The following is a 24,314-nucleotide window of genomic DNA, read 5'->3' as shown; positions in this document are numbered from 1 at the left end:
CCATGTTCAAGTATATCGGCGACATCGTTAAAGGCACCGGCACTCAGCTGCGCAGCCTGGCAATGGTGTTCTCCCACGGGTTCCGCAAGCGCGACACCCTGCAGTACCCCGAAGAGCCCGTGTACCTGCCGCCGCGCTACCGCGGCCGCATCGTCCTCACCCGCGACCCCGATGGCGAGGAGCGCTGCGTAGCGTGCAACCTCTGCGCGGTGGCCTGCCCGGTTGGCTGCATCTCGCTGCAGAAGGCCGAGACCGAGGACGGCCGCTGGTACCCGGAGTTCTTCCGCATCAACTTCTCGCGCTGCATCTTCTGCGGCCTGTGTGAAGAAGCGTGCCCGACCACCGCGATCCAGCTGACTCCGGATTTCGAAATGGCCGAGTTCAAGCGTCAGGACCTGGTGTACGAGAAAGAAGATCTGCTGATCTCCGGCCCCGGCAAGAACCCTGACTACAACTTCTACCGTGTTGCGGGTATGGCAATCGCTGGCAAGCCGAAGGGCTCTGCACAGAACGAAGCCGAGCCGATCAACGTGAAGAGCTTGCTCCCATAAGGACAGAAAGATGGAATTCGCTTTCTACTTCGCATCCGGGATCGCCGTGGTCTCCACCCTTCGGGTGGTGACCGGTACCAACCCCGTGCACGCCTTGCTTTACCTGATCATTTCGCTGATTTCCGTGGCCATGATCTTCTTCTCCCTGGGTGCGCCGTTCGCCGGTGCCCTGGAAGTGATCGCCTACGCCGGCGCCATCATGGTGCTGTTCGTGTTCGTGGTGATGATGCTCAACCTGGGGCCGGCTTCGGTCGCCCAGGAGAGGGGCTGGCTCAAGCCCGGTATCTGGGCCGGGCCGGTGATCCTCGGCGCCCTGCTGCTGCTGGAACTGCTGTACGTGCTGTTCGTCACCCCGAGTGGCGCCGGCATCAGCGGTACCACCGTGGGCCCGAAAGCAGTAGGTATCAGCCTGTTCGGCCCGTACCTGCTGGTGGTCGAACTGGCGTCGATGCTGCTGCTGGCTGCAGCCGTCACCGCCTTCCACCTGGGCCGCAACGAGGCGAAGGAGTAAATCATGGGTGCTATCCCTCTCGAGCATGGTCTGGCAGTCGCCGGCATCCTGTTCTGCTTAGGTCTGGTTGGCCTGATGGTCCGCCGCAACATCCTCTTCGTGCTCATGAGCCTGGAAGTCATGATGAACGCCTCTGCCCTGGCGTTCGTCGTCGCCGGTGCCCGTTGGGTCCAGCCCGACGGCCAGGTGATGTTCATTCTGGTGATCAGCCTGGCAGCCGCCGAGGCCAGTATTGGCTTGGCCATCCTGCTGCAGCTGTATCGCCGCTTCCACACTCTCGACATCGATGCTGCCAGTGAGATGCGCGGATGAACCTTATCTTCCTGACTTTCGTCTTCCCCCTCGTCGGCTTCCTGCTGCTGTCGTTCTCGCGTGGGCGGTTCTCGGAGAACCTGTCCGCCCTGATCGGCGTCGGCTCGGTTGGCCTCTCGGCCGCCGTGGCCGCCTACGTCATCTGGCAGTTCAACGTCGCCCCGCCTGAGGGCGGCGCGTACAGCCAGCTGCTGTGGCAGTGGATGTCGGTGGACGGCTTTGCGCCGAACTTCACCCTGTATGTCGACGGCCTGTCCGTCACCATGCTCGGCGTGGTGACCGGTGTCGGCTTCCTGATCCACCTGTTCGCCTCCTGGTACATGCGTGGCGAAGCCGGCTACTCGCGCTTCTTCTCGTACACCAACCTGTTCATCGCCAGCATGCTGTTCCTGGTGCTGGGCGATAACCTGCTGTTCATCTACTTCGGCTGGGAAGGCGTGGGCCTGTGCTCGTACCTGTTGATCGGTTTCTACTACAGCAACCGCAACAACGGTAACGCGGCACTCAAGGCGTTCATCGTCACCCGTATCGGCGACGTGTTCATGGCCATCGGCCTGTTCATCCTGTTCGCCCAACTGGGTACCCTGAACGTCCAGGAACTGCTGGTGCTGGCACCGCAGAAGTTCCAGGCTGGCGACACCTGGATGGTGCTGGCAACGCTGATGCTGCTGGGTGGTGCGGTCGGTAAATCGGCCCAGCTGCCACTGCAGACCTGGCTGGCCGACGCGATGGCGGGCCCAACCCCGGTTTCGGCACTGATCCACGCCGCTACCATGGTGACCGCGGGCGTGTACCTGATCGCCCGTACCAACGGCCTGTTCCTGCTGGCGCCGGACATCCTGCACCTGGTGGGTGTAGTCGGTGGCGTGACCCTGGTACTGGCCGGCTTCGCGGCACTGGTACAAACCGACATCAAGCGCATCCTCGCCTACTCGACCATGAGCCAGATCGGCTACATGTTCCTGGCCCTGGGCGTTGGCGCCTGGGACGCGGCGATCTTCCACCTGATGACCCACGCCTTCTTCAAGGCCCTGCTGTTCCTTGCCTCCGGTGCGGTGATCGTTGCCTGCCACCACGAGCAGGACATCTTCAAGATGGGCGGCCTGTGGAAGAAACTGCCGCTGGCCTACGCCAGCTTCGTGGTCGGTGGCGCTGCCCTGGCCGCACTGCCGATCGTGACCGTTGGCTTCTACTCCAAGGACGAGATCCTCTGGGAAGCCTTCGCCAGCGGTAATACCGGCCTGCTGTACGCTGGCCTGGTCGGTGCGTTCATGACCTCGCTGTACACCTTCCGCCTGATCTTCATCGCCTTCCACGGCGAAGCCAAGACCGAAGCCCACGCTGGCCACGGCATCAGCCACTGGCTGCCGCTGGGCGTGCTGATCGTGCTGTCGACCTTCGTCGGCGCCTGGATCACCCCGCCACTGGCAGGTGTGTTGCCGGAAAGCGCCGGCCACGCCGGTGGTGAAGCCAAGCACGCGCTGGAAATCACCTCGGGCGCCATTGCCATCGCCGGTATCCTGCTGTCGGCCCTGCTGTTCCTGGGCAAGCGCCGCTTCGTCAGCGCCGTGGCCAACAGCGGCATCGGTCGCGTGCTGTCGGCCTGGTGGTTCGCCGCCTGGGGCTTCGACTGGATCTACGACAAGCTGTTCGTCAAACCTTACCTGCTGATCAGCCACATCCTGCGCAAGGATCCGGTTGACCGCAGCATCGGCCTTATCCCTCGCCTGGCTCGCGGCGGCCACGTCGCCATGAGCAAGACCGAGACCGGTCAGCTGCGCTGGTACACCGCTTCGATCGCCGTTGGCGCAGTGCTGGTACTCGGCGCTGTGGTAGTGGCTGCGGTATGACCATGAACTTTGCGAACCTTGCGACCCTGCAAAAGGAAACGAACCCGTCATGATTTTGCCTTGGCTGATCCTGATCCCCTTCATCGGCGGCTTCCTGTGCTGGCTGGGTGAGCGCTTCGGCGCCACCCTGCCGCGCTGGATTGCGCTGCTGACCATGTCCCTGCTGCTCGGCATCGGCCTGTGGCTGTGGGGTACCGGCGACTACACCCTCGCGCCTGCTCCAGGCGCCGAACCTGCCTGGGCACTCGAATACAAAGTCGAGTGGATCAAGCGCTTCGGCATCAGCATCCACCTGGCCCTCGACGGCCTGTCGCTGCTGATGATCCTGCTCACCGGCCTGCTCGGTGTGCTGTCGGTACTGTGCTCCTGGAAAGAGATCCAGCGCCACGTCGGCTTCTTCCACCTCAACCTGATGTGGATCCTCGGCGGCGTGGTCGGTGTGTTCCTGGCCCTGGACCTGTTCCTGTTCTTCTTCTTCTGGGAAATGATGCTGGTGCCGATGTACTTCCTCATCGCGCTCTGGGGTCACAGCTCGTCAGACGGCAAGAAGACCCGGATCTACGCGGCGACCAAGTTCTTCATCTTCACCCAGGCCAGCGGCCTGATCATGCTGGTGGCGATCCTGGGCCTGGTGCTGGTCAACTACAACACCACTGGCGTGCTCACCTTCAACTACAGCGACCTGCTCAAGGCCGAGCTGCCAGCTGGCGTCGAGTACGTGCTGATGCTGGGCTTCTTCATCGCCTTCGCGGTGAAGCTGCCGGTGGTGCCGTTCCACTCCTGGCTGCCTGATGCTCACGCCCAGGCACCGACCGCAGGCTCCGTGGACCTGGCCGGTATCTTGCTGAAGACCGCGGCCTACGGCCTGCTGCGCTTCGCCTTGCCGCTGTTCCCGAACGCCTCGGCAGAGTTCGCGCCAATTGCCATGACCCTGGGCCTGATCGGTATCTTCTACGGTGCCTTCCTGGCCTTCGCACAAACCGACATCAAGCGCCTGGTCGCCTTCTCCAGCGTCTCGCACATGGGCTTTGTGCTGATCGGTATCTATTCCGGCAGCCAGCAGGCCCTGCAAGGCGCGGTAATCCAGATGCTGGCCCACGGCCTGTCGGCTGCCGCGCTGTTCATCCTGGCCGGCCAGCTGTACGAGCGCCTGCACACCCGTGACATGCGTCAGATGGGTGGCCTGTGGCACCGCATCGCCTACCTGCCGGCCATCAGCCTGTTCTTTGCTGCCGCTTCGCTCGGCCTGCCAGGTACCGGCAACTTCGTCGGCGAGTTCCTGATCCTGATCGGCAGCTTCGCTCATGTGCCGTGGATCACCGTCATCGCCACCACTGGCCTGGTGTTCGGTTCGGTCTACTCGCTGATCATGATCCACCGCGCCTACTTCGGCCCGGCCAAGACCGACACCGTGCTGGCCGGCATGGACGGTCGCGAGCTGATCATGGTGCTGGGTCTGGCGGTACTGCTGATCCTGCTGGGCGTGTATCCGCAGCCGTTCCTCGACACCTCTGCCGCCACCATGAGTGGTGTGCAGCAGTGGCTCGGTTCCGCTTTCACTCAACTCGCTTCGGCCCGGTAAGAGCGCTATGGAATTCACCACTCAACACTTCATCGCATTGGCGCCGATGCTGATCACCACCATCACCACGGTGGTGGTGATGCTGGCGATCGCCTGGAAGCGCAACCACTCGCAAACCTTCCTGCTGTCCACCGTGGGCCTGAACCTGGCCCTGTTGTCGATCCTGCCGGCGCTGAAGGTAGCGCCGCTGGCGGTTACCCCGCTGATCACCATCGACAAGTTCGCCTGCCTGTACATGGCGATCATCCTGGTGGCAACACTGGCCTGCGTTACCCTGGCCCACGCCTACCTCGGCGAAGGCTCCAAGGGCTTCCCGGGCAACCGTGAAGAACTGTACCTGCTGCTGCTGATGTCGGCCCTCGGTGGCCTGGTGCTGGTCAGCGCCAACCACCTGGCCGGCCTGTTCATCGGCCTGGAGCTGCTGTCGGTACCGGTTTACGGCCTGGTGGCATATGCCTTCTTCAACAAGCGCTCGCTGGAAGCCGGCATCAAGTACATGGTGCTGTCGGCCGCAGGCTCGGCCTTCCTGCTGTTCGGCATGGCCCTGCTGTACGCTGACGCTGGCAGCCTGAGCTTCGACCAGATCGGCAAGGCCCTGGCCGCGACCAGCATGCCAAGCCTGGTGGCCCAGCTGGGCCTGGGCATGATGCTGGTTGGCCTGGCCTTCAAGCTGTCGCTGGTACCGTTCCACCTGTGGACCCCAGACGTGTACGAAGGAGCCCCGGCACCGGTTGCCGCATTCCTGGCTACCGCCAGCAAGGTGGCAGTGTTCGCCGTGGTTGTACGCCTGTTCATGCTCTCCCCTGCTGCCAGCAGCGGCGTGCTGAGCACCGTACTGGCCGTGATCGCAGTGGCCTCGATCCTGATCGGCAACCTGCTGGCACTGACCCAGAGCAACCTCAAGCGCCTGCTGGGTTACTCGTCCATCGCTCACTTCGGCTACCTGGTCATCGCCCTGGTCGCCAGCAAGGGCCTGGCCCTGGAAGCCATGGGTGTGTACCTGGTCACCTACGTGATCACCAGCCTCGGTGCCTTCGGTGTCATCACCCTGATGTCCTCGCCTTACGGCGGCCGTGACGCCGATGCACTGTACGAGTACCGCGGCCTGTTCTGGCGCCGTCCGTACCTGACCGCGGTACTGACCGTAATGATGCTGTCGCTGGCGGGCATCCCGCTGACCGCCGGCTTCATCGGCAAGTTCTACATCATCGCAACCGGTGTCGAATCGCACCTGTGGTGGCTGGTTGGTGCGCTGGTGATCGGTAGCGCCATCGGCGTGTACTACTACCTGCGCGTCATGGTCACCCTGTACCTGGTCGAGCCGAACCTGCGTCGCCACGACGCCCCGCTGAAGTGGGAACAGCGCACCGGCGGCGTCATGCTGCTGGCCATCGCCATTCTCGCCTTCGTGCTCGGCGTGTACCCGCAACCGTTGCTGGAAATGGTTCAGCAAGCGGGCCTGCAACTTATCGGTTGATCGCCTCGGCAAAACAAAACACCCCGCCTATGCGGGGTGTTTTTTTTTGCGCCAATTGCTGGCTCATTCACCAGGGCTACCCTGCCCTGCACCCGGCAGCGCTGCCTTGCGCAAATCACCATTGGCCGAAGGCAGGTAGACTTCCGGGTTGGGCATGCCGCTGGGGGAGAGTTCATGGGTCATTTCGAACTCGGCACGCACCGACCAGCCACACGCCTCGGTGGTGCATTGCAAATAAGCGATGCGCAGGAAAATATGACGCCCTTCGCTGGTGCGTATGCGCATCCGGCTGTGGCAGTGCGGGCAAACCAGCTTGTAAGTACTCACGGCAAGTACCTGCAAGCACTGTTCAGCTTCAACTTCTGTGAGAATGCTCGCCTGGCTGTGTCAGTATTAACTGCAAAGGTGGGACTATTCTTCAGCTTGATGTTTCTCATTGCAAAAATGCTCCGTAAAACGCAGGGCTGTATTCATAACGAGTAGTTTAAGCCCATGGATTATCATTAAACCAGTCATGGATATTTGTTATGAGTACTCACGTACTTGCTGCGGTGCTCACGCGCCTTAAGCTGCTGACCGGCGCCCAGTCCGATGCCGAGCTGTCCCGTGCGCTGTCGGTAAGCCCACAAACGCTGAGCAGCTGGAAGGTGCGCGACAGCATCCCTTACTCACTTTGCATAGATATCGCCCGTCAGCATGCGTGCTCGCTGGACTGGCTATTGCTGGGCCAGGCCGAGCACAACGCCACAAGCCAGGTTGAAACAAGCTGGGAGGGCGACATGCTTGAGCGGCTGCGTACGCTATCGCCCAGTGATCGTCAGGCCATCCTGCTGTTCATCAAGGACAAACAGCGTATCCAGCAATTGGAGCAGCAGTTGAGTGAGCTCGGTGGCTAGCCTCGACGGCGCCAGCGCTGGATGAGTTCACGCGGGTCCAGCGTATCCACCAGGACCATGACCTTGAGGCTGATGGGGATCACCACAACAGCAGCCACAAATGCCGCCATACCGCGGGTCAGCAGAGGCACCAATGACGAAACCAGTGGCTCGAACAAATGGCCCACACCCACGGTCACGAACACCAGCAGCAATTTCTTGCTCAGTGTCAGACGCCTGGCGGTATTGGTGATCAACCGGTCACGCGCCGCACTTACCAGCAGTGCCCCCAACAACGCGGCGAACAGCACATTGCCATCCACACCCAGCAACTCCATCACGGCCGGTGCCAGGTTGTCGAAAACAGATTGCTCAGGCATGGCTCAGCCCTCGTCGTGACCCCGGCAGGTAGGCGGTCGAACCCAGGCTATACATGACCGCCGCTTCGACATAACGGATGTAGCACACCCGCAAGGCGCGCCCATGGTCATGCCCGGCCACATCCTCGAGCCGTTTGTAGCCCCTCTCACGCAGTACCGCGCGCCAGCGGGCGAATTCCCGTGCTGCGTCGATTGCAGCGCAGCGGGCAGCCACTTCCAGCGCAGCGTCACTGACAGGCCGCTGCAAGTTCAGGCGTGCACGCAGCCTGCCCAGGTCCACCCGCGGCCAGAATGGGTCATGGCAATCGGCAAAGCGCGGCAGCCGAGGATCATTACTCATGCTTCACCCCCTCACTGCTCGGCCAGCATGCCATAGCGAATGGCCTTGATTACCGCAGCCACCCGGGTGGGCACATCGAATTTGCGCAGAATGTTGGACACGTGGAAGTTCACGGTCGATTCCTTGCACGCCAGGATCTGGCCGATCTCCCACGAACTCTTGCCGTAGGCACACCACAACAGCACCTGCTGTTCACGTGGCGTCAGGCGAACCGGGGCGTCCGCCGGGGGTTGCTGCGAGTGTCGAGCGTTGTCGGTCATGTTTCAACTCCACGGGTGATTGAGCGAGGCATTGCTGCCGGTCTGCAGTCACCTTACGAAGCACAGCCCGCTCGCCTCCATCGCCATGGCTTGTAAAGAAGTTTCGTACAAAACCGTCTGACGAAGGCTGCACTAAATTTGCCGACTTTCTTCGTGCTCCAAGCGGCATTTCGCTCGTCTCAACGCCGTTGTCCATTCGCCTTTCGCCTTTCGCCTGGAGTCGTACAATGCGTTGCGTTTTGCCCCTGTCATCCTGCCTTGGCCTGCTGGCTGCTTTTGGCGCCACCCAGCCCGCCCTGGCAGCATCTTCGGTCGAGTTGGGCCAGGTGCTGATCACCGATGAGGAGCAGAACGAGCTGACGGCAGCCAGCGAACGTCTGCGCGAAGTACCAGGCGCCAGCAACCTGGTGGACATGCAACGCGTGGGGCAAGGCCGGGTGGCCAGCAACCAGGACGTGCTGGCCTACCAGCCCGGGGTGTTCGCGCAATCGGCGGGCAACGACGGCATCAAGCTGTCGATCCGTGGCTCGGGCATCAACCGCGCGCCGGGTGCACACGGCTCCGGGGTATACACGATGTTCGACGGCCTGCCCCTGACCGGCCCGGGCGGTACGCCCTACGAGCTGTTCGAGCCGCTGTGGCTGAGCCGCGCCGAAGTGCTGCGTGGCGCGAATGGCTTCGATCAGGGCGCGCTGGCACTGGGTGGGGCAATCAATTACGTCACCCATACCGGCTACGATGCCGCCCCCCTGCAGGTGCGCTACGAAGTCGGCAGCCGCGGCTACCAGCACCGGCACATCAGCTCGGGCCAGGTACTGGGCAACCTCGACTACTACCTGGCCCTGACCGATTCGGAATACGACGGCTACCAGGATCACAGCAGCGGCAGCGCCAAAGGCATTGCCGCCAACGTTGGCTACCGCTTCAACCCAAACCTGGAAACCCGCTTCTACCTGCGCTACCGGGAAACCGAGAACGAGCTGGCCGGGCGCCTGACCAAAGACCAGATCAAGCACCACCCACGCGCAGCCAACCCGGCCTACCTGGCCCGCGACGACAGCCGCCCACAGCCAGGCAGCACCTGGGTCGGCAACAAGACCACCTTCTACCTCGACGACGATGCCCGCCTGGAGGCCGGCCTGGTCTATCACGACTACCCGATGGACCTGCGCGAAGGCCCGATGCGTCTGAAGGTGGCGTACACTGATGTCAGTGGCACGCTGAACTACTTCCGCCGCGACACCCTGTTCGGCCGCGAGAGCAAGACCACCGTTGGCTGGCGTACTACCAAGCACCTGCCCAACAGTGGCGCTTCGCAGTTTGCGCGCAATGGCGACGTGTTCGGTGCACGTACCCGCGACTTCACCTACCAGGGCTCGGACACCGTTGTGCATGCCGGCAATGACCTGGAACTGGCCCCCAACCTGTGGCTGACCACGGGCCTGGCGATGATCTATACCCGCCGCGAAAGTGACGTTACCTACCCCGCCGAAGGCGGCAAGGTGAGCATGCATGACTGGGACTATGCGCCACGCCTGGGGCTGCGCTACGACATCAGCCCAGACCTGCAGGTGTACGGCAACCTTAGCCGCTCGGTAGAGCCGCCACACCCGTGGTCGCTGATCTGGAGCGCGCCCAGCACAGGCGGCAAGCAGATCCAGCCCATCGAAATGCAGAACCAGACTGCCACCACCCTGGAGCTGGGCGCGCGTGGCGACTCGTCGCTCGGCCGCTGGGACCTGGCCTGGTACTACTCGCAGGTGCACCATGAACTGCTGGCCGTGGAAGTGGTGCCGAACTTCACCTCGGAATTCAACGCCAGCGCCACCGTGCATCAGGGCGTGGAAGCCGGCCTCGACAGCACCTTGTGGGAACGTGCCGGTACTGGAAAGCTCAGCTTGCGCCAGGCCTACACCTTCAGCGACTTCCACTACCGCGACGATGACACGTTTGGCGACAATCGCCTGCCCGGCATCCCCATGCACTACTACCAGGCCGAGCTGCGCTACGACTGGCCAAGCGGGTTCTACGCGGGGGTCAATACTCAGATGGCGTCGAAGGTGCAGGTGGACTATGCCAACAGCTACCACGCCGATGAATATGCCCTGCTCGGCGCACGCCTGGGCTGGGACTCACCGAAGCAGGACTGGCAGACCTGGCTGGACCTGCGCAACCTGACCAACAAGCGTTATGCGGCAACGGTGACGCCGGCCTACAACGATGCCGGCCAAGACAAAGCCCGCTCGACACCGGGTGAAGGCTTTGGCGTGTATGCCGGGGTTTCCTACAGCTTCCGCTAAACAGCCGGGGCTGCTGCGCAGCCCCAATGAAGGCTGACACCAAATGAACAGGCCTCAAACCGCCCTGTTCAACTTCACCCACGAAGCAAACTTGTCGGCAAACGCCTGCAAGAACGGCCGGGTCTTGTCATTGAGCTTGCCCGAATCTTCGAACAGGCTCGCCGCTCCGCCAATGTAGGCCTCAGGCATCTGCATGCACGGCATGTCCAGGAACACCAGCGATTGGCGCACGGCATGGTTGGCGCCAAAGCCGCCAATGGCCCCCGGAGACACACTCACCACCGCCGCCGGCTTGCCACTCCAGGCGCTTTGCCCATAAGGCCGCGAGCCCACATCGATGGCGTTCTTCAAGCAGCCCGGCACCGAGCGGTTGTATTCCGGGGTAACGAACAGCACCGCATCACTGCGGCGGATCTCTTCGCGAAAACGCTTCCACGCTTCCGGCGGCGCTTCGGCCTCGACATCCTCGTTGTACAACGGCAAATCGCCAATTTCGACAATCTTCAAGGCAAGGCTGGACGGCGCCAGCTCCGAGAGTGCGCGGGCCACCTTGCGGTTGTAGGACTCCTTGCGCAAGCTACCAACGACAACCGCTACCGAATACACCTGGCTCATGGCAATTTCCAACCTTTGCTGGGTAAAGGGACGTTGTAGTTATAGATGACCGTTCCTCGGCGCTTCGGTTTTTTTTCCGTGCAGCGAAAACTTCCAAGGCTGTTTCACGGTCTATGCCTTCAGACATTTCCCACGTAATTCAGAGGTTTCCACCCAAATGGCAGCAGTAATGGTCGGCCAGTTCCACGCCCGTGACGCCGAAGGCCGCATCTACCCCGTGCACGAGTTCCAGGAGTCCACCCTGCAACTCGACGGTAGCACGCAGGGTGCCCCCATCACCACCTACCGCCTGGCCATCGGCGACAAGGTCAACCACCTGGGTGAAAACCGCTTCGAACTGGCACGCAGCGGCGTCGAGATCACGCGCATTCCGTAATGCAGTCCACGGTGTAGCGGCCGCTTTCGTTCTGCAGGCCGTGCACGTCGGCGACAAAACCGGGGAAGCCCTGGTTGAACGCCCGGGCGAACGCCAGGTAGTCGAGTATCGAGCGTGTCGCCTCGGTGAACCGCTCCCCCGGCATGATCAACGGAATGCCGGGCGGGTACGGCACCAGCATCACCGCCGCCACCCGCCCCAGCAGCGCCTCGATCGGTACCGCCTCCACCTCGCCACGCACCATCTGGTCATAAGCCCGGGCCGGGCTCACGGCCACTTCAGGCAAACGCGTGAACAGCCGCTTCAGTTGCTTGGCCGTGGCATTGGTGCGGTAGCAGCCATGCAACTGGTCACACAGGTCGCGCAGGCCCATGCCCTGGTAGCGTGAGGCATCGGCAGTTACCACACTCGGCAGGCAGCTGCTCAGGGCGGTATTACCGTCATAGTGGCGCTTGAACTCCAGCAACTCGGTGAGCAAAGTGCTCCACTTGCCCTTGGTGATACCCATGGAGAACAACACCAGGAAGCTGTACAAGCCGGTTTTCTCCACCACCAGCCCCCGCTCCCAAAGGAACTTGCTGACCACCGCAGCGGGGATGCCATGCTCGCCCAACGCACCACCCGCGCTCAGGCCGGGCATTACCAGGGTCACCTTGAGTGGGTCGAGCAGCACATAATCTTCCACCACCTCGCCAAAGCCATGCCACTCCGCCCCCGGCTGCAGCAGCCAGTCCTGCGCGGCCAGGCGGTGGATGCCTTCGGCGGTAGACGGCTGCCAGATACTGAACCACCAGTCGTCCACAGCAATGTGTTCACGCAGGTTGGCCAGGGCCCGGCGAAAGCTCAGCGCCTCGTCGAACATCTCTTGCAGCAGCGAGCGCCCGGCCGGGCCCTCCATCATGGTCGAGGCCACGTCCAGCGAGGCAAGGATGCTGTACTGCGGCGAAGTCGAGATGTGCATCATGAACGCTTCGTTGAAACGGTCGCGGTCCAGTTGGCGCCTGGCCCCGTCCTGTACATGAATCATCGAAGCCTGGCTGAACGCCGCCAACAGTTTGTGAGTGGAATGGGTGCTGAACACCAGCGGGCTATCCGCCGCACACGCCGTACCCATGGCGTAACGCCCGGTGAAGAAGTCATGGAACGCCGCATAGGCGAACCAGGCCTCGTCGAAGTGCAGCACCTCGACACTGGCGCCCAGGGTCTGCTTGATCAACCCGGCGTGGTAGCACAGGCCGTCATAGGTTGAGTTGGTCACCACCGCCAGCTTGATGCGCTGCCCGCGATCTCGGGCAAGCGGGTTGGCCTGGATCTTCGCCTGGATCGCCTCGGGGCTGAACTCGCTGAGCGGGATCGGCCCGATGATGCCCAGCTCGTTGCGCTCGGGGCACAGGTACAGCGGAATGGCACCGGTCATGATGATCGCGTGCACCACCGACTTGTGGCAGTTGCGGTCCACCAGCACCAGGTCGTCACGGCCAACCATGGCGTGCCAGACGATCTTGTTGGCGGTGGAGGTGCCATTGATGACGAAGAAGGTGTGGTCGGCGCCGAAGTTGCGTGCCGCCCTGGCCTCGGCTTCGGCCAGCGGGCCGGTATGGTCGAGCAGCGAGCCCAGTTCCGGCACGGAAACAGACAGATCCGAGCGCAGGGTATTTTCCCCAAAGAACTGGTGAAAGGCCTGACCTACCGGGCTTTTGCGGTAGGCCACACCACCGCCATGGCCCGGGGTGTGCCAGGAATAGTTGGACTGCGCGGTGTGTTGTACCAAGGCCTTGAAGAACGGTGGCAGCAGGCCATCGAGGTAGGTGTGTGCGGCACGCGCCACCTGGCGGGCGAGAAACGGCACGGTGTCTTCGAACAGGTAAAGGATGCCGCGCAGTTGGTTGAGCTCGCTCATGGCTTCGGCGGGGGCGTTTTCCAGGGTCACCTGTTCGCCCAAGGCGAAAATCGGCAAGTTGGGTGCGCGCAGGCGAGCCAGGCGGATCAGCTCGGCCATGTTCTGCAGCAGGTGGGTATTCTCACCGACGCCTTCGGCGGCGATCAGCATGCAGGCCAGGCCGTGATGGGTAGCGGCGACCAGGCGCGCTTCTGCGTGGTCGGCGGCCTTGATAACGGTGAATCCGTCCTGGGTCAGTTCGTCGGCGATACCCCGCACCCGTTCGCCGGCGACACTGTCGGCCTTGATGGCGCGGTGGACGATTAGGATGGGGAACTTGAGGTCCTTGTACATCCGCAGACTACCTCCGAAGGACTTGGCGTCCATTTCAGGGTAGTTGAGCCTTGTATTGCCTGTACTGGCCTCTTCGCGGGTACCCCCCCTCACCATTGTTTTCCAATCGCCTACGGGGGGGCGCTATCCCTGGGGGCGCGGGTTAACCCGCGACGAGGCCAGCACAGGCTACAAATCAGCCAGCAGGCGCCTCGGTCAAAACCTGCCACATCGACGGCCCGCCCGCCGACTTGGCAACCGCCGCCAACCGCTCGGCATGTGCCGCCAGCTCTTCGGCACTGGCCATGATCACCCGCCCCGGCGCACGCCCGGTAATCCGGCGGATCTCGCTACCACCAGCCCCCTGCCCGTCACCCTCGGCATCTGCGCCATGCCCAGCCAGCGACAGGCTGGTCTGGCCACCGGTCATCGCCAGGTAAACGTCCGCCAGCAGTTCCGAGTCGAGCAGTGCGCCGTGCAGCTCACGGCCCGAGTTATCGATGTCGTAGCGTTTGCACAGCGCATCGAGGCTGTTGCGCTGCCCCGGGTGGCGCGAACGCGCCAGCAGCAAGGTATCGAGGATGGTGCAGTATTGAGAGGCGTCCGCGCGGTCCTGCTGGCCCAGCAAGGCGAACTCGTTGTTGATGAAGCCAACGTCGAACGCCGCGTTGTGGATGACCAGCGTGGCGCCCTGGATAAACTCGAAGAACTCCTCGGCGACATCGCCAAAGCGCGGCTTGCCGACCAGGAAGGCATCGGTGATGCCGTGGACGTTGATCGCGCCCTCGTCACTCTCGCGGTCCGGCTGCAGGTAGACGTGGAAGTGCCGCCCGGTCAAGCGCCGGCCGATCACTTCGACACAGCCGATCTCGATGATCCGGTGGCCTTCGCCAACCGGCATACCCGTGGTTTCGGTATCGAGAATGACGAACCGTTTATCTTGCTGCTGCTCCACGCGGGGCGCTCCAACTTGCATCAGTTACAAAGGCCGCGATTGTACCCCAGCTCAACGCTGGGCGCGCAGCTCATCGACCCCACGGTTGGCCAACTGGTCGGCGCGCTCGTTGCCTGGGTGGCCGATATGGCCGCGCACCCACTTCCAGGTCACCTTGTGGCGGTTGACCTGCTCATCCAGCTGCTGCCACAAGTCGGCGTTCTTCACCGGCTCCTTGGCCGCCGTCTTCCAGCCGCGCTTCTTCCAGTTGACCATCCATTCGTTGATGCCCTTCATCACGTACTGCGAGTCGGTGGTCAGCACCACCTCGCATTCACGCTTCAGTGCCATCAGCCCCTGGATCGCGGCCATCAGCTCCATGCGGTTATTGGTGGTTTCGCGTTCGCCGCCCCACAGTTCCTTCTCGACGCCCTTGTAGATCATAAGGACACCCCAGCCACCAGGGCCAGGGTTGCCCTTGCAGGCACCATCGGTAAACATCTCGACGCTTTCGCTCATGTACCACTCATGTTCAGTGCTTTTCAGTATCGGGGTTGGCGGCCGTGCGGTTGACCTTGGCCAGTGGCAACGGCAGCAGCTTGCCCATCGGTTCGCGGCGCTCCTGGCGCAACGGCCGCAGGCCCACCACCATCTTGCGCGCCACCAGCAGGTATACCCCGCCACCGGAGCCCTGCCAGCCACCGGCCAGCCGCTCCCAGCCCTCCAGGCGTTGCTGCCAGGCCGGTGAGGCAAGCGGCGGACGATAGCACCCGAAGCGGCGTTTCTCCAGCGCGAAGCCCAGCAGGTTGAGCCAGTCGCCCACCCGCGACGGCGAGATGCAGCGGGCCTTGCGCAAAGCGCCGTGGCTGAAGAAATGGCGCATGCCCCAGCTGCTCCACGGGTTGATCCCGACGATCAGCAGGTGCCCACCCGGGCGCACGGCGCTGGCCGCTTCGCGCAACAGGCCATGCGGTGACAGGCAGAAGTCCAGGCCATGCTGCAGCACCACCACGTCGGCGGCGTGCTCGCTCAGCGGCCAGGCCTGCTCCTCGCAGACAATTTCCACCCCAGGTAGCGGCGCACCCAGGCGCACATTGCGCTGCACCTGGGGGGCGCTGGGCGGCGGCTCGGCGCAGGGCCCGTAGTGCACGAGGTAACCACCGAAGAAGCGCCCAAGCTCTTCTTCCAGCAGTTTTTCCTCTTCCTTGAGCATCAGTTGGCCGAGTGGGCCGTTGAACCACTCACGGGCCAGGCTGATCAGCTTGACCCAATCCGGGTCGGCCTGGGCAAAGGCTTGGTCGGTCATTGCGCTCTCCCTCGAAGGTTCTCCCACCGCGCCATCGCGGCTAAGATGCCCTCATGTGCCACGCTAGGCGAATCGGATCCGCACCATGATACAGATCGATGCTCTCCCCGCTTTCTCCGACAACTACATCTGGTTGTTACAGGATACTGCCAAACGTCGTTGTGCGGTGGTCGACCCAGGTGATGCCGGCCCGGTGGAACGCTGGCTGGCTGCCAACCCCGAGTGGGTGCTGAGCGACATCCTCGTCACCCACCACCACAACGACCACGTCGGCGGCGTGGAACGGCTCAAGCAACTGAGCGGCGCGCGGGTCTGCGGCCCGGCCAACGAGCGTATCCCCTGCCGCGACCTGGCTCTGGAAGAAGGTGACCAGGTGGACGTGCTGGGCGTGACCTTCCAGGTACTGGCGGTGCCCGGCCACACCTTGGGGCATATCGCCTTCTTCAGCGACCAACCGGCAACGCCCGTACTGTTCAGCGGCGACACCCTGTTCGCCGCGGGTTGCGGGCGAATGTTCGAGGGCACCCCCGAGCAGATGCAGCCTGCCCTCGCCCGCCTGGCGGCGCTGCCAGAACAGACCGAAGTGTACTGCGCCCACGAATACACCCTCAGCAACCTGCGCTTCGCCAAGGCGGTGGAGCCGACCAACCCGCACGTTCAGCAACGGTTCGAGGACGTTACCCGTTTGCGCGCCGACAATCGCATCACCTTGCCATCAACGATTGGCCTGGAGCGCCTGACCAACCCCTTCCTGCGTACCTCTGAAACATTAGTTAAACAAAAAGCAGACGAATGGAAGGGACATTCAAACGTTACGCATGTCGCTGTTTTTGCTGCCTTGAGGTCTTGGAAGGACACCTTCTGATAACCTCAAGATATATCGCAAGTGATGGTCAAAGGTTGACCAGGCCCGGAGCGGTTTTTAGAATCGCCGAAATTTTTCCCCCGGATACCTGTGTCAGCCGATGTCTTCCCGTAGCCGTAGAACCTCTCATTCCGTCGCCCTGACGCGCCTGGCCCAAATCAGTGCGCTGGCCCTGGCCGCCACTTTGGTGGGCTGCCAGAGCACCCGTCAGCTCGACGAATCCGAAAGCGTTCGCGCGCACAACTACCAGGCACGGTTCAAGCACAAGCCTGCCCCGCTGCTGGCCAAGCCGGCCGAGCAGGCGCCGCAGGATGTATGGGAACGCATGCGCCAGGGCTTTGCCCTGCAGGACAGCATCGACGTCAACCCGCGTATCGAGCAGCAGCGCCTGTGGTTCGCCAGCAACCCGACCTTCATTGAAAGCGCTGGCGAGCGTGGCAGCCTCTACCTGCACTACATCGTCGAGCGCCTTGAAGAACGCGACATGCCGCTGGAGCTGGCCCTGCTGCCGGCCATCGAAAGCGCCTACAACCCGATGGCCTATTCACGCGCCAGCGCAGCCGGCATGTGGCAGTTCATGCCAGCGACCGGTCGCCACTTCAACCTGCGCCAGACCAACTTCTACGATGGCCGCCGCGACATCACCGCGTCGACCAACGCGGCGCTGGATTACCTGACCCGCCTGCACGACATGTTCAACGGTGACTGGCTGCTGGCCCTGGCTGCCTACAACGCAGGCGAAGGCACGGTCAGCCGCGCCATCGAGCGCAACGAACGGCTCGGCCTGCCAACCGACTACTGGAACCTGCCGCTGCCGCAGGAAACCCGCGACTACGTGCCCAAGCTGCTGGCCCTGTCGCAGGTGGTACTCACGCCTGAAGCCTACGGCGTGAACCTGAACCCGATCGCCAACGAGCCCTACTTCGAGGCGGTAGCCATCAACGACCGCCTGGACCTGTCGCGGGTGGCAGCGTTTGCCAACATCGACGAAGACGAGCTGATCCAGCTCAACCCGGCGTTCAAGAAGCGTATGACCGTGGACGGCCCGCAGCAGTTGCTGGTACCGACCGCCAAGGCGCAACTGCTGAGCGACAGCCTGTCCAACCTCAAGCCCGAGCAACTGGTAAGCCTGCAACCGAACAAAGCGGTGTTCGCCCGCGCGGTGGCCGAGGCCAAGGCGCCGGTGGCGGCACGCAGCTACCGGGTCAAGCGCGGCGACAACCTGGTCGCCATCGCCAAGGCCAACCGCGTTTCGGTCAGGGACATCAAGCGCTGGAACCGCCTGTCCGGCAACAGCCTGCGCGCTGGCCAGGTACTGGCACTGCGCGGTGGCAACGCACCGAGCGCCGCTGGCAACCGCGTAGCCGCATCTGCGCAGCGCTCCACCCAATACAAGGTACGCAAGGGCGACTCGCTGTACCTGGTGGCCAAACGCTTCAACGTGGAAATGAAGCACCTCAAGCGCTGGAACCCACGCAGCGGCCACGCCCTCAAGCCAGGCCAGACCCTGACCGTCTACCTCGGGCATTGATCTCATACCCGGGGCCATTACGCGGCCCTGTGGGAGCGGCCTCGTATCGCGAAAGGGCTGCGAAGCGACCCCAGGGTTTCAGCTTCGCAGCGTAAACTGCCAGGGCTGCTGTGCAGCCCTTTCGCGACACAAGGCCGCTCCCACAGGTACCGCGTCCCCCGCAGCGACCGGCGACGGCCTGAGCCACTGACACCTCCTTCAAAACCTCTCTTTTTCCAACCCCACCAAGCTGTTACTGTACCCGATCAAAGCCCAACGCCTCTGGATCGGATGCCGACTTGATACGTCCCCTCCTGCTGTCACTCAGCCTGGCCTTGAGCTTTCCCGCAGCCGCGATGGTGAGCGAAAGCCACGGATACGCGCAGTTCGGCACGCTCAAGTACCCTGCCACCTTCACCCACTTCGACTGGGTCAACCCGCAAGCGCCCAAGGGCGGTACCTTGCGGGCCATGGCTTTTGGCACCTTCGACACCCTCAACCCCTACACCTTCAAGGGGTCGAGCCCGATCACCACGCCCAATTTCCAGCAGTACGGCATCAGCGAGCTGAACGAGCCGCTGATGGTCGGCACCGGCCAGTACGACCCCTCCGGCGACGAGCCAACCTCCAGCTACGGCCTGATCGCCCGTTCGGTAGAGTACAGCGAAGACCGCAGCTGGGTGGTGTTCAACCTGCGCCCCGAAGCACGCTGGCATGACGGCCAGCCGATCACTGCGGCAGACGTGGCCTTCTCCTACCGCACACTGCTCAAGGACGGCCACCCGATCTACCGCACCAACCTGCAGGAAGTGCAACGGGTAGACATCCTCGGCCCGCTGCGCATCCGCTTCGTGTTCAAGCGCGCCGGCAACCCGCTGCTGATCCTGCGCCTGGGCGAAATGCCGGTGCTGCCCAAGCATTACTGGCAAAAGCGCGACTTCAAGGCCACCACCTTCGAGCCACCACTGGGCAGCGGCCCCTACCGCATCACCCAGGTCCAGCCCGGGCGCAGCCTGGTATTCGAACGGGTGAAGAACTACTGGGGCAAGGACCTGCCAGTCAACCGTGGCAAGTACAACTTCAACCGCGTGGAGTACGAGTTCTACCGTGACGCCACCGTGGCCTTCGAGGCGTTCAAGGCCGGCGAGTTCGACATCTATATCGAGCACCAGGCGAAGAACTGGGCCAACGGCTACAACTTCCCGGCCGTGCGCCGTGGCGAGGTAATCAAGGCGCAAATCCCACACCGCATCCCCACGCAAACCCAAGGCCTGTTCATGAACAGCCGACGGGCCACCTTCAGCGACCCGCGGGTGCGCCAGGCGCTGGGGCTGATGCTTGACTTCGAGTGGACCAACCGCGCCCTGTTCAGCAGCGCCTACCGCCGCTCGACCAGCTATTACCCCAACAGCGAGTTCGCCGCCAGCGGCCTGCCCACCGGCAAGGAATGGTTGCTGCTGGCGCCGTTCCGCGACCAGTTGCCGGCCAAGCTGTTCAGCGAACCGTACAAGGTCAGCCACACCGATGGCCGTGGTGTCAGCCGCCAGACCCTGCGCCAGGCCCTGGGCCTGCTGGGCGAGGCCGGCTGGAAGCTGAACGGCCAACGCCTCGTCGACAGCAAGGGCCAGCAGTTGCGCATGGAGTTGCTGCTGGTAAACCCCAACCTTGAACGCATCCTGCAACCTTATGTCGAAAATCTGTCCAGCATCGGCATCGATGCGCGCTTGCGCACCGTGGACCGGGCCCAGTACAAACAACGCCTGGACCAGTTCGATTTCGACATGATTCTGATGACCCTCAACCAGACCCTGAGCCCCGGCCTTGAACAGTGGCTGTACTTCCATTCCAGCCAGGCCGCGACCAAGGGCAGCAAGAACTATGCTGGGGTCAAGGACCCGGTGGTCGACCACCTGCTCGACACCCTTTTGGCCGCGCGCACCCGCGACGACCAGGTCGCCGCCGCCCGCGCCCTGGACCGCGTGCTCTCATGGCAGTACTACATGATCCCCAACTGGTACCTCGACAACCATCGCCTGGCCTACCGCAACCGGTTCGCCTTCGTCACCACGCCGCCCTACACCCTTGGGCTGAACAGCTGGTGGATCAAGACTTCGGAGAAAGCCCAATGACGCCAACGCACCGCCTGCGCCAGCTGGCAGGCAGCCTGTTGCTCGCCTGCCTGAGCCTTCCCGCCCTGGCCGCACCGCAGCACGCGCTCACCCTGTACGACGAGCCACCCAAGTACCCTGCCGGCTTCAAGCACTTCGACTACGTCAACCCCGACGCCCCCAAGGGCGGCACCTTCCGCCAGTCCAGCTTCGGCGGCTTCGACAGCCTCAACCCGTTCATCAACAAAGGCGTAGCGGCCGAGAACATCGGCATCATCTACGACACCCTGATGCGCCAGAGCCAGGACGAGCCGTTCACCGAGTACGGCCTGGTGGCCGGCAAGATCGAAAAGGCTCCTGACAACAGCTGGGTGCGCTTCTACCTGCGCCCCGAAGCACGCTTCCACGACGGCCACCCGCTACGCGCCGACGATGTGGTTTTCACCTTCAATGCCCTGATGAAGGACGGTGCGCCACTGTACCGCCAGTACTACGCCGACGTCGCCGAAGTGGTCGCCGAAGACCCGCTGAAGGTGCTATTCACCTTCAAGCACAAGAACAACCGCGAGTTACCACTGATTCTTGGCCAGCTGCCGGTATTGCCCAAGCACTGGTACGAAAACCGCGAGTTCAACCGCGGCAACCTGGAAATCCCGCTGGGCAGCGGCCCGTACAAGGTCGCCGACGTCAAGGCCGGGCGCTCGGTGCGCTACGAACGGGTCAAGGACTACTGGGCCAAGGACCTGCCGATCAACCGCGGCTTCTACAACTTCGACGTCATGACCTTCGACTCCTACCGCGACACCACCGTCGCCCTGGAAGCACTCAAGGCCGGGGCGTTCGACTATGGCCTGGAAGTCAGCGCGAAAAACTGGGCCACCGCCTACAACGTACCCGCCGTGCGCGACGGCCGCCTGATCAAGGAAGAGCTGCCCAACGGCAACCCCACCGGCATGCAGGGCTTCATCTTCAACATCCGCCGCCCGGTGTTCCAGGATGTGCGCGTGCGCCAGGCGCTAAGCCTGCTGCTGGACTACGAGTGGACCAACAAGCAGCTGTTCAACGGTGCCTACACCCGCACCGGCAGCTACTTCGACAACTCGGAAATGGCCGCCCACGGCCTGCCCAGCGCCAGCGAGCTGAAGATTCTGGAACCGCTGCGCGGCAAAGTACCCGAGCAAGTCTTCACCGAGGCCTTCCACAACCCGGTCAGCGACGGCAGCGGCATGATCCGCGAGCAGCAGCGCCAGGCCTACAAGCTGCTGCAGGAGGCCGGCTGGAAAATCGTCGACGACAAGATGGTCGATGCCCAAGGCAAGCCAGTGAGCATCGAGTTCCTGCTGGCGCAGACCGAGTTCGAGCGCATCCTGCTGCCGTTCAAACGCAACCTGGCCGACCTCGGTATCGAGCTGAACATCCGCCGGGTCGACGTTTCGCAGTACATCACCCGCCTACGCTCACGTGACTACGACATGATCGTCGGCGGCTACCCGCAGTCCAACTCACCGGGCAACGAGCAGCGCGAGTTCTGGTCCAGTGCCGCTGCCGACAACCCCGGCAGCCGCAACTTCATCGGCCTGCGCGACCCGGCCATCGACCAGCTGGTAGACCAGCTGATCAACGCCGACTCGCGGCAGAGCCTGGTAGACCACTGCCGCGCCCTCGACCGCGTGTTGCTGTGGGGTTACTACGTGATCCCCAACTGGCATATCAAAACCTGGCGCGTGGCTTACTGGAACCACATCGGCCACCCCAAGGTGTCGCCCAAGTACGACATCGGCATCGACACCTGGTGGATCAAGCCCGGGGTAACCCCGGCGGTCAGCGAAGCCCCTGCAGACGAGGCCAAATAACATGCTGGCCTACATCCTGCGCCGCCTGCTGCTGATCATCCCGACCCTGTTCGGCATCCTGATCATCAACTTCATCATCGTCCAGGCCGCCCCCGGCGGCCCGGTCGAGCAGATGATCGCCAAGCTCGAAGGCTTCGAAGGCGCCACCAGCCGCATTGCCGGCGGCGGTGCCGAAGTGTCCGTGGCCGGCTCCAACTACCGCGGTGCCCAGGGCCTGGACCCGGCGCTGATCGCTGAAATCGAACGCATGTACGGCTTCGACAAGTCGCCGCCCGAGCGCCTGTGGATCATGATCAAGAACTACGCCCAGCTGGACTTCGGCGACAGCTTCTTCCGCGATGCCAAGGTCATCGACCTGATCATCGAGAAGATGCCGGTGTCGATCTCGCTGGGGCTGTGGAGCACGCTGATCATGTACCTGGTGTCGATCCCGCTGGGCATCGCCAAGGCAGTGCGCCACGGCAGCCACTTCGACGTGTGGACCAGCTCGGCGATCATCGTTGGCTATGCCATCCCGGCGTTCCTGTTCGCCATCCTGCTGATCGTGCTGTTCGCCGGCGGCAGCTACTTCGATTGGTTCCCGCTGCGCGGCCTCACCTCGAACAACTTCGACGAACTGAGCACCTCCGGCAAGATCCTGGACTACTTCTGGCACCTGGTGCTGCCAATCACCGCACTGGTCATCGGCAACTTCGCCACCATGACCCTGCTGACCAAGAACAGCTTCCTCGACGAGATCAACAAGCAGTACGTGGTCACCGCCAAGGCCAAGGGCCTGAGCCGGCCACGGGTGCTCTATGGCCACGTGTTCCGCAACGCCATGCTGCTGGTGATCGCCGGCTTCCCCTCGGCGTTCATCGGCATCTTCTTCACCGGCTCCTTGCTGATCGAGGTGATCTTCAGCCTCGACGGCCTGGGCCTGATGAGCTTCGAGGCGGCCATCAACCGCGACTACCCGGTGGTCTTCGGCACCCTGTTCATCTTCACCCTGCTGGGGCTGGTGGTGAAACTGATCGGCGACCTGACCTACACCCTGGTCGATCCACGTATCGACTTCGCCAGCCGGGAGCACTGACATGGCCTTGTCCCCCCTCAATCGTCGGCGCTTCGAGCGCTTCAAGGCCAACCGCCGTGGCTGGTGGTCACTGTGGCTGTTCCTGATCCTGTTCGGCCTGAGCCTGGGCGCCGAGCTGATCGCCAACGACAAACCGATTGCCGTGCGCTACGACGGCGAGTGGTACTTCCCGGCGTTCAAGCGCTACCCGGAAACCACCTTCGGTGGCGAATTCCCCCTCGAAGCCAACTACAAAAGCCCGTACATCCGCGAGCTGCTGGCAAAGAAAGACAGCTTCGTGCTGTGGGCGCCGATCCCCTTCAGCTACCAGAGCATCAACTACGACCTGCGCGTGCCCGCCCCGGCGCCGCCGTCTGCAGACAACTGGCTGGGCACCGACGACCAGGGCCGCGACGTGCTGGCGCGGGTGATCTACGGCTTCCGCATATCGGTGCTGTTTGCCCTCACCTTGACCGTGGCCAGCTCCATCGTCGGCGTTATTGCCGGCGCCCTGCAGGGCTTCTATGGCGGTTGGGTCGACCTGGCCGGGCAACGCTTTCTGGAAGTCTGGTCGGGCCTGCCGGTGCTGTACCTGCTGATCATCCTCGCCAGCTTCGTGCAACCCAACTTCTGGTGGCTGCTGGGCATCATGCTGCTGTTCTCGTGGATGAGCCTGGTGGACGTGGTACGCGCCGAGTTCCTGCGCGGGCGCAACCTGGAATACGTGCGCGCCGCCCGTGCCCTGGGCATGCGCAACGGCGCGATCATGTACCGGCACATTTTGCCTAACGCCATGATCTCGACCATGACCTTCATGCCGTTCATTCTCACCGGCGCCATCGGCACCCTCACCGCCCTGGACTTCCTCGGCTTCGGCCTGCCCGCCGGTTCGCCCTCGCTGGGCGAGCTGGTGGCACAGGGCAAGTCCAACCTGCAGGCGCCGTGGCTGGGCATCAGCGCCTTTGCCGTACTGGCGCTGATGCTCAGCCTGCTGGTGTTCATCGGCGAATCCGCCCGCGATGCCTTCGACCCGAGGAAGTGAC

Annotated in this window: 24 protein-coding genes; 15 read left to right on the top strand and 9 right to left on the bottom strand. The window is 63.1% G+C overall.

What is annotated here, in order from left to right; translation table 11 throughout:
• Window positions 1-2 precede the first annotated feature (2 nt).
• From nuoI to nuoN, 6 genes are read left to right on the top strand one after another with little or no spacing between them, the layout of a single operon-like run.
• A complete protein-coding gene (gene nuoI / locus ABE456_RS07255) occupies window positions 3-551 on the top strand; it encodes an NADH-quinone oxidoreductase subunit NuoI (protein ID WP_003251442.1) in 549 nt (182 codons plus the stop codon).
• Between the two features lie 10 nt (window positions 552-561).
• Window positions 562-1,062: an NADH-quinone oxidoreductase subunit J gene (gene nuoJ, locus ABE456_RS07250; protein ID WP_346643314.1), complete on the top strand. Its 501-nt coding sequence runs from the start codon at window positions 562-564 to the stop codon at window positions 1,060-1,062.
• A gap of 3 nt (window positions 1,063-1,065) precedes the next feature.
• Window positions 1,066-1,374, top strand: a complete 309-nt coding sequence (gene nuoK / locus ABE456_RS07245) for an NADH-quinone oxidoreductase subunit NuoK (RefSeq protein ID WP_003251446.1) — start codon at window positions 1,066-1,068, stop codon at window positions 1,372-1,374.
• Entirely contained in the window at window positions 1,371-3,224 is a 1,854-nt protein-coding gene (gene nuoL, locus ABE456_RS07240; RefSeq protein WP_346643313.1) for an NADH-quinone oxidoreductase subunit L, read from the top strand. Before nuoK ends, nuoL begins: the two co-directional genes overlap by 4 nt.
• A gap of 49 nt (window positions 3,225-3,273) precedes the next feature.
• Window positions 3,274-4,806: an NADH-quinone oxidoreductase subunit M gene (gene nuoM / locus ABE456_RS07235; RefSeq protein ID WP_346643312.1), complete on the top strand. Its 1,533-nt coding sequence runs from the start codon at window positions 3,274-3,276 to the stop codon at window positions 4,804-4,806.
• 7 nt (window positions 4,807-4,813) lie between these two features.
• Window positions 4,814-6,283 carry an NADH-quinone oxidoreductase subunit NuoN gene (nuoN, locus tag ABE456_RS07230; RefSeq protein ID WP_025339926.1) on the top strand — a complete coding sequence of 490 codons (1,470 nt, stop codon included), beginning with the start codon at window positions 4,814-4,816 and terminating at the stop codon, window positions 6,281-6,283.
• Between the two features lie 63 nt (window positions 6,284-6,346).
• Here nuoN and ABE456_RS07225 read toward each other — a convergent pair whose 3' ends face one another.
• On the bottom strand, window positions 6,347-6,610 hold the full coding sequence (locus ABE456_RS07225; protein ID WP_110744713.1) for an ogr/Delta-like zinc finger family protein: 264 nt from the start codon (window positions 6,608-6,610) through the stop codon (window positions 6,347-6,349).
• Window positions 6,611-6,810: 200 nt separating this feature from the next.
• On the opposite strand from ABE456_RS07225, the gene ABE456_RS07220 reads away from it, so the two are divergent.
• The gene (locus tag ABE456_RS07220) at window positions 6,811-7,179 is read left to right on the top strand and encodes a helix-turn-helix domain-containing protein (protein ID WP_346643311.1); all 369 of its coding nucleotides are present in this window, start codon (window positions 6,811-6,813) and stop codon (window positions 7,177-7,179) included.
• Here ABE456_RS07220 and ABE456_RS07215 read toward each other — a convergent pair.
• From ABE456_RS07215 to ABE456_RS07205, 3 genes are read right to left on the bottom strand one after another with little or no spacing between them, the layout of a single operon-like run.
• The gene (locus ABE456_RS07215) at window positions 7,176-7,538 is read right to left on the bottom strand and encodes a hypothetical protein (RefSeq protein WP_201199671.1); all 363 of its coding nucleotides are present in this window, start codon (window positions 7,536-7,538) and stop codon (window positions 7,176-7,178) included. The genes ABE456_RS07220 and ABE456_RS07215 overlap by 4 nt on opposite strands.
• Window positions 7,531-7,878, bottom strand: a complete 348-nt coding sequence (locus tag ABE456_RS07210; protein ID WP_346643310.1) for a head completion/stabilization protein — start codon at window positions 7,876-7,878, stop codon at window positions 7,531-7,533. The genes ABE456_RS07215 and ABE456_RS07210 overlap by 8 nt, the downstream gene beginning before the upstream one ends.
• An 11-nt stretch (window positions 7,879-7,889) precedes the next feature.
• Window positions 7,890-8,138 (bottom strand): helix-turn-helix transcriptional regulator, encoded by a 249-nt coding sequence (locus ABE456_RS07205; protein WP_346643309.1) that lies wholly within the window; start codon window positions 8,136-8,138, stop codon window positions 7,890-7,892.
• Between the two features lie 227 nt (window positions 8,139-8,365).
• Here ABE456_RS07205 and ABE456_RS07200 point away from each other — a divergent pair, with 227 nt between their 5' ends.
• Window positions 8,366-10,438 (top strand): TonB-dependent receptor, encoded by a 2,073-nt coding sequence (locus tag ABE456_RS07200; RefSeq protein ID WP_346643308.1) that lies wholly within the window; start codon window positions 8,366-8,368, stop codon window positions 10,436-10,438.
• A 54-nt stretch (window positions 10,439-10,492) separates the two neighbouring features.
• On the opposite strand, the gene chrR is transcribed toward ABE456_RS07200, so the two are convergent.
• Window positions 10,493-11,053 carry a class I chromate reductase ChrR gene (gene chrR / locus ABE456_RS07195; protein ID WP_346643307.1) on the bottom strand — a complete coding sequence of 187 codons (561 nt, stop codon included), beginning with the start codon at window positions 11,051-11,053 and terminating at the stop codon, window positions 10,493-10,495.
• 157 nt (window positions 11,054-11,210) lie between these two features.
• On the opposite strand from chrR, the gene ABE456_RS07190 reads away from it, so the two are divergent.
• Window positions 11,211-11,429, top strand: a complete 219-nt coding sequence (locus ABE456_RS07190) for a hypothetical protein (RefSeq protein ID WP_346643306.1) — start codon at window positions 11,211-11,213, stop codon at window positions 11,427-11,429.
• On the opposite strand, the gene ABE456_RS07185 is transcribed toward ABE456_RS07190, so the two are convergent.
• From ABE456_RS07185 to ABE456_RS07170, 4 genes are all read right to left on the bottom strand, one after another.
• Window positions 11,413-13,662 carry an Orn/Lys/Arg decarboxylase N-terminal domain-containing protein gene (locus ABE456_RS07185; protein ID WP_346643305.1) on the bottom strand — a complete coding sequence of 750 codons (2,250 nt, stop codon included), beginning with the start codon at window positions 13,660-13,662 and terminating at the stop codon, window positions 11,413-11,415. The genes ABE456_RS07190 and ABE456_RS07185 overlap by 17 nt on opposite strands.
• Window positions 13,663-13,837: 175 nt before the next feature.
• Window positions 13,838-14,596: a DNA polymerase III subunit epsilon gene (gene dnaQ, locus ABE456_RS07180; RefSeq protein ID WP_346643304.1), complete on the bottom strand. Its 759-nt coding sequence runs from the start codon at window positions 14,594-14,596 to the stop codon at window positions 13,838-13,840.
• Between the two features lie 51 nt (window positions 14,597-14,647).
• Complete coding sequence (rnhA, locus tag ABE456_RS07175; protein ID WP_346643303.1) at window positions 14,648-15,094, bottom strand: ribonuclease HI; 447 nt, start codon at window positions 15,092-15,094, stop codon at window positions 14,648-14,650.
• Window positions 15,095-15,107: 13 nt separating this feature from the next.
• The gene (locus ABE456_RS07170; protein ID WP_346643302.1) at window positions 15,108-15,881 is read right to left on the bottom strand and encodes a methyltransferase domain-containing protein; all 774 of its coding nucleotides are present in this window, start codon (window positions 15,879-15,881) and stop codon (window positions 15,108-15,110) included.
• An 85-nt stretch (window positions 15,882-15,966) separates the two neighbouring features.
• Between ABE456_RS07170 and gloB the strand changes: the two genes are divergently transcribed.
• From gloB to ABE456_RS07140, 6 genes are all read left to right on the top strand, one after another.
• Window positions 15,967-16,746: a hydroxyacylglutathione hydrolase gene (gene gloB, locus ABE456_RS07165; protein ID WP_346643301.1), complete on the top strand. Its 780-nt coding sequence runs from the start codon at window positions 15,967-15,969 to the stop codon at window positions 16,744-16,746.
• A 100-nt stretch (window positions 16,747-16,846) separates the two neighbouring features.
• A complete protein-coding gene (locus tag ABE456_RS07160) occupies window positions 16,847-18,277 on the top strand; it encodes a transglycosylase SLT domain-containing protein (protein ID WP_346643300.1) in 1,431 nt (476 codons plus the stop codon).
• A 278-nt stretch (window positions 18,278-18,555) separates the two neighbouring features.
• Complete coding sequence (locus ABE456_RS07155) at window positions 18,556-20,385, top strand: extracellular solute-binding protein (protein WP_346643299.1); 1,830 nt, start codon at window positions 18,556-18,558, stop codon at window positions 20,383-20,385.
• On the top strand, window positions 20,382-22,217 hold the full coding sequence (locus ABE456_RS07150; RefSeq protein ID WP_346643298.1) for an extracellular solute-binding protein: 1,836 nt from the start codon (window positions 20,382-20,384) through the stop codon (window positions 22,215-22,217). The genes ABE456_RS07155 and ABE456_RS07150 overlap by 4 nt, the downstream gene beginning before the upstream one ends.
• Window position 22,218: 1 nt before the next feature.
• The gene (locus ABE456_RS07145; RefSeq protein WP_346643297.1) at window positions 22,219-23,292 is read left to right on the top strand and encodes a microcin C ABC transporter permease YejB; all 1,074 of its coding nucleotides are present in this window, start codon (window positions 22,219-22,221) and stop codon (window positions 23,290-23,292) included.
• 1 nt (window position 23,293) lies between these two features.
• On the top strand, window positions 23,294-24,313 hold the full coding sequence (locus ABE456_RS07140) for an ABC transporter permease (protein ID WP_346643296.1): 1,020 nt from the start codon (window positions 23,294-23,296) through the stop codon (window positions 24,311-24,313).
• Window position 24,314 lies beyond the last annotated feature (1 nt).

This window comes from Pseudomonas sp. TWI929, assembly GCF_039673335.1.
Taxonomy (GTDB): domain Bacteria; phylum Pseudomonadota; class Gammaproteobacteria; order Pseudomonadales; family Pseudomonadaceae; genus Aquipseudomonas.
The sequence above is the reverse complement of the archived record's forward strand: the minus strand, read 5'-3'. Positions and strand labels throughout refer to the sequence as shown.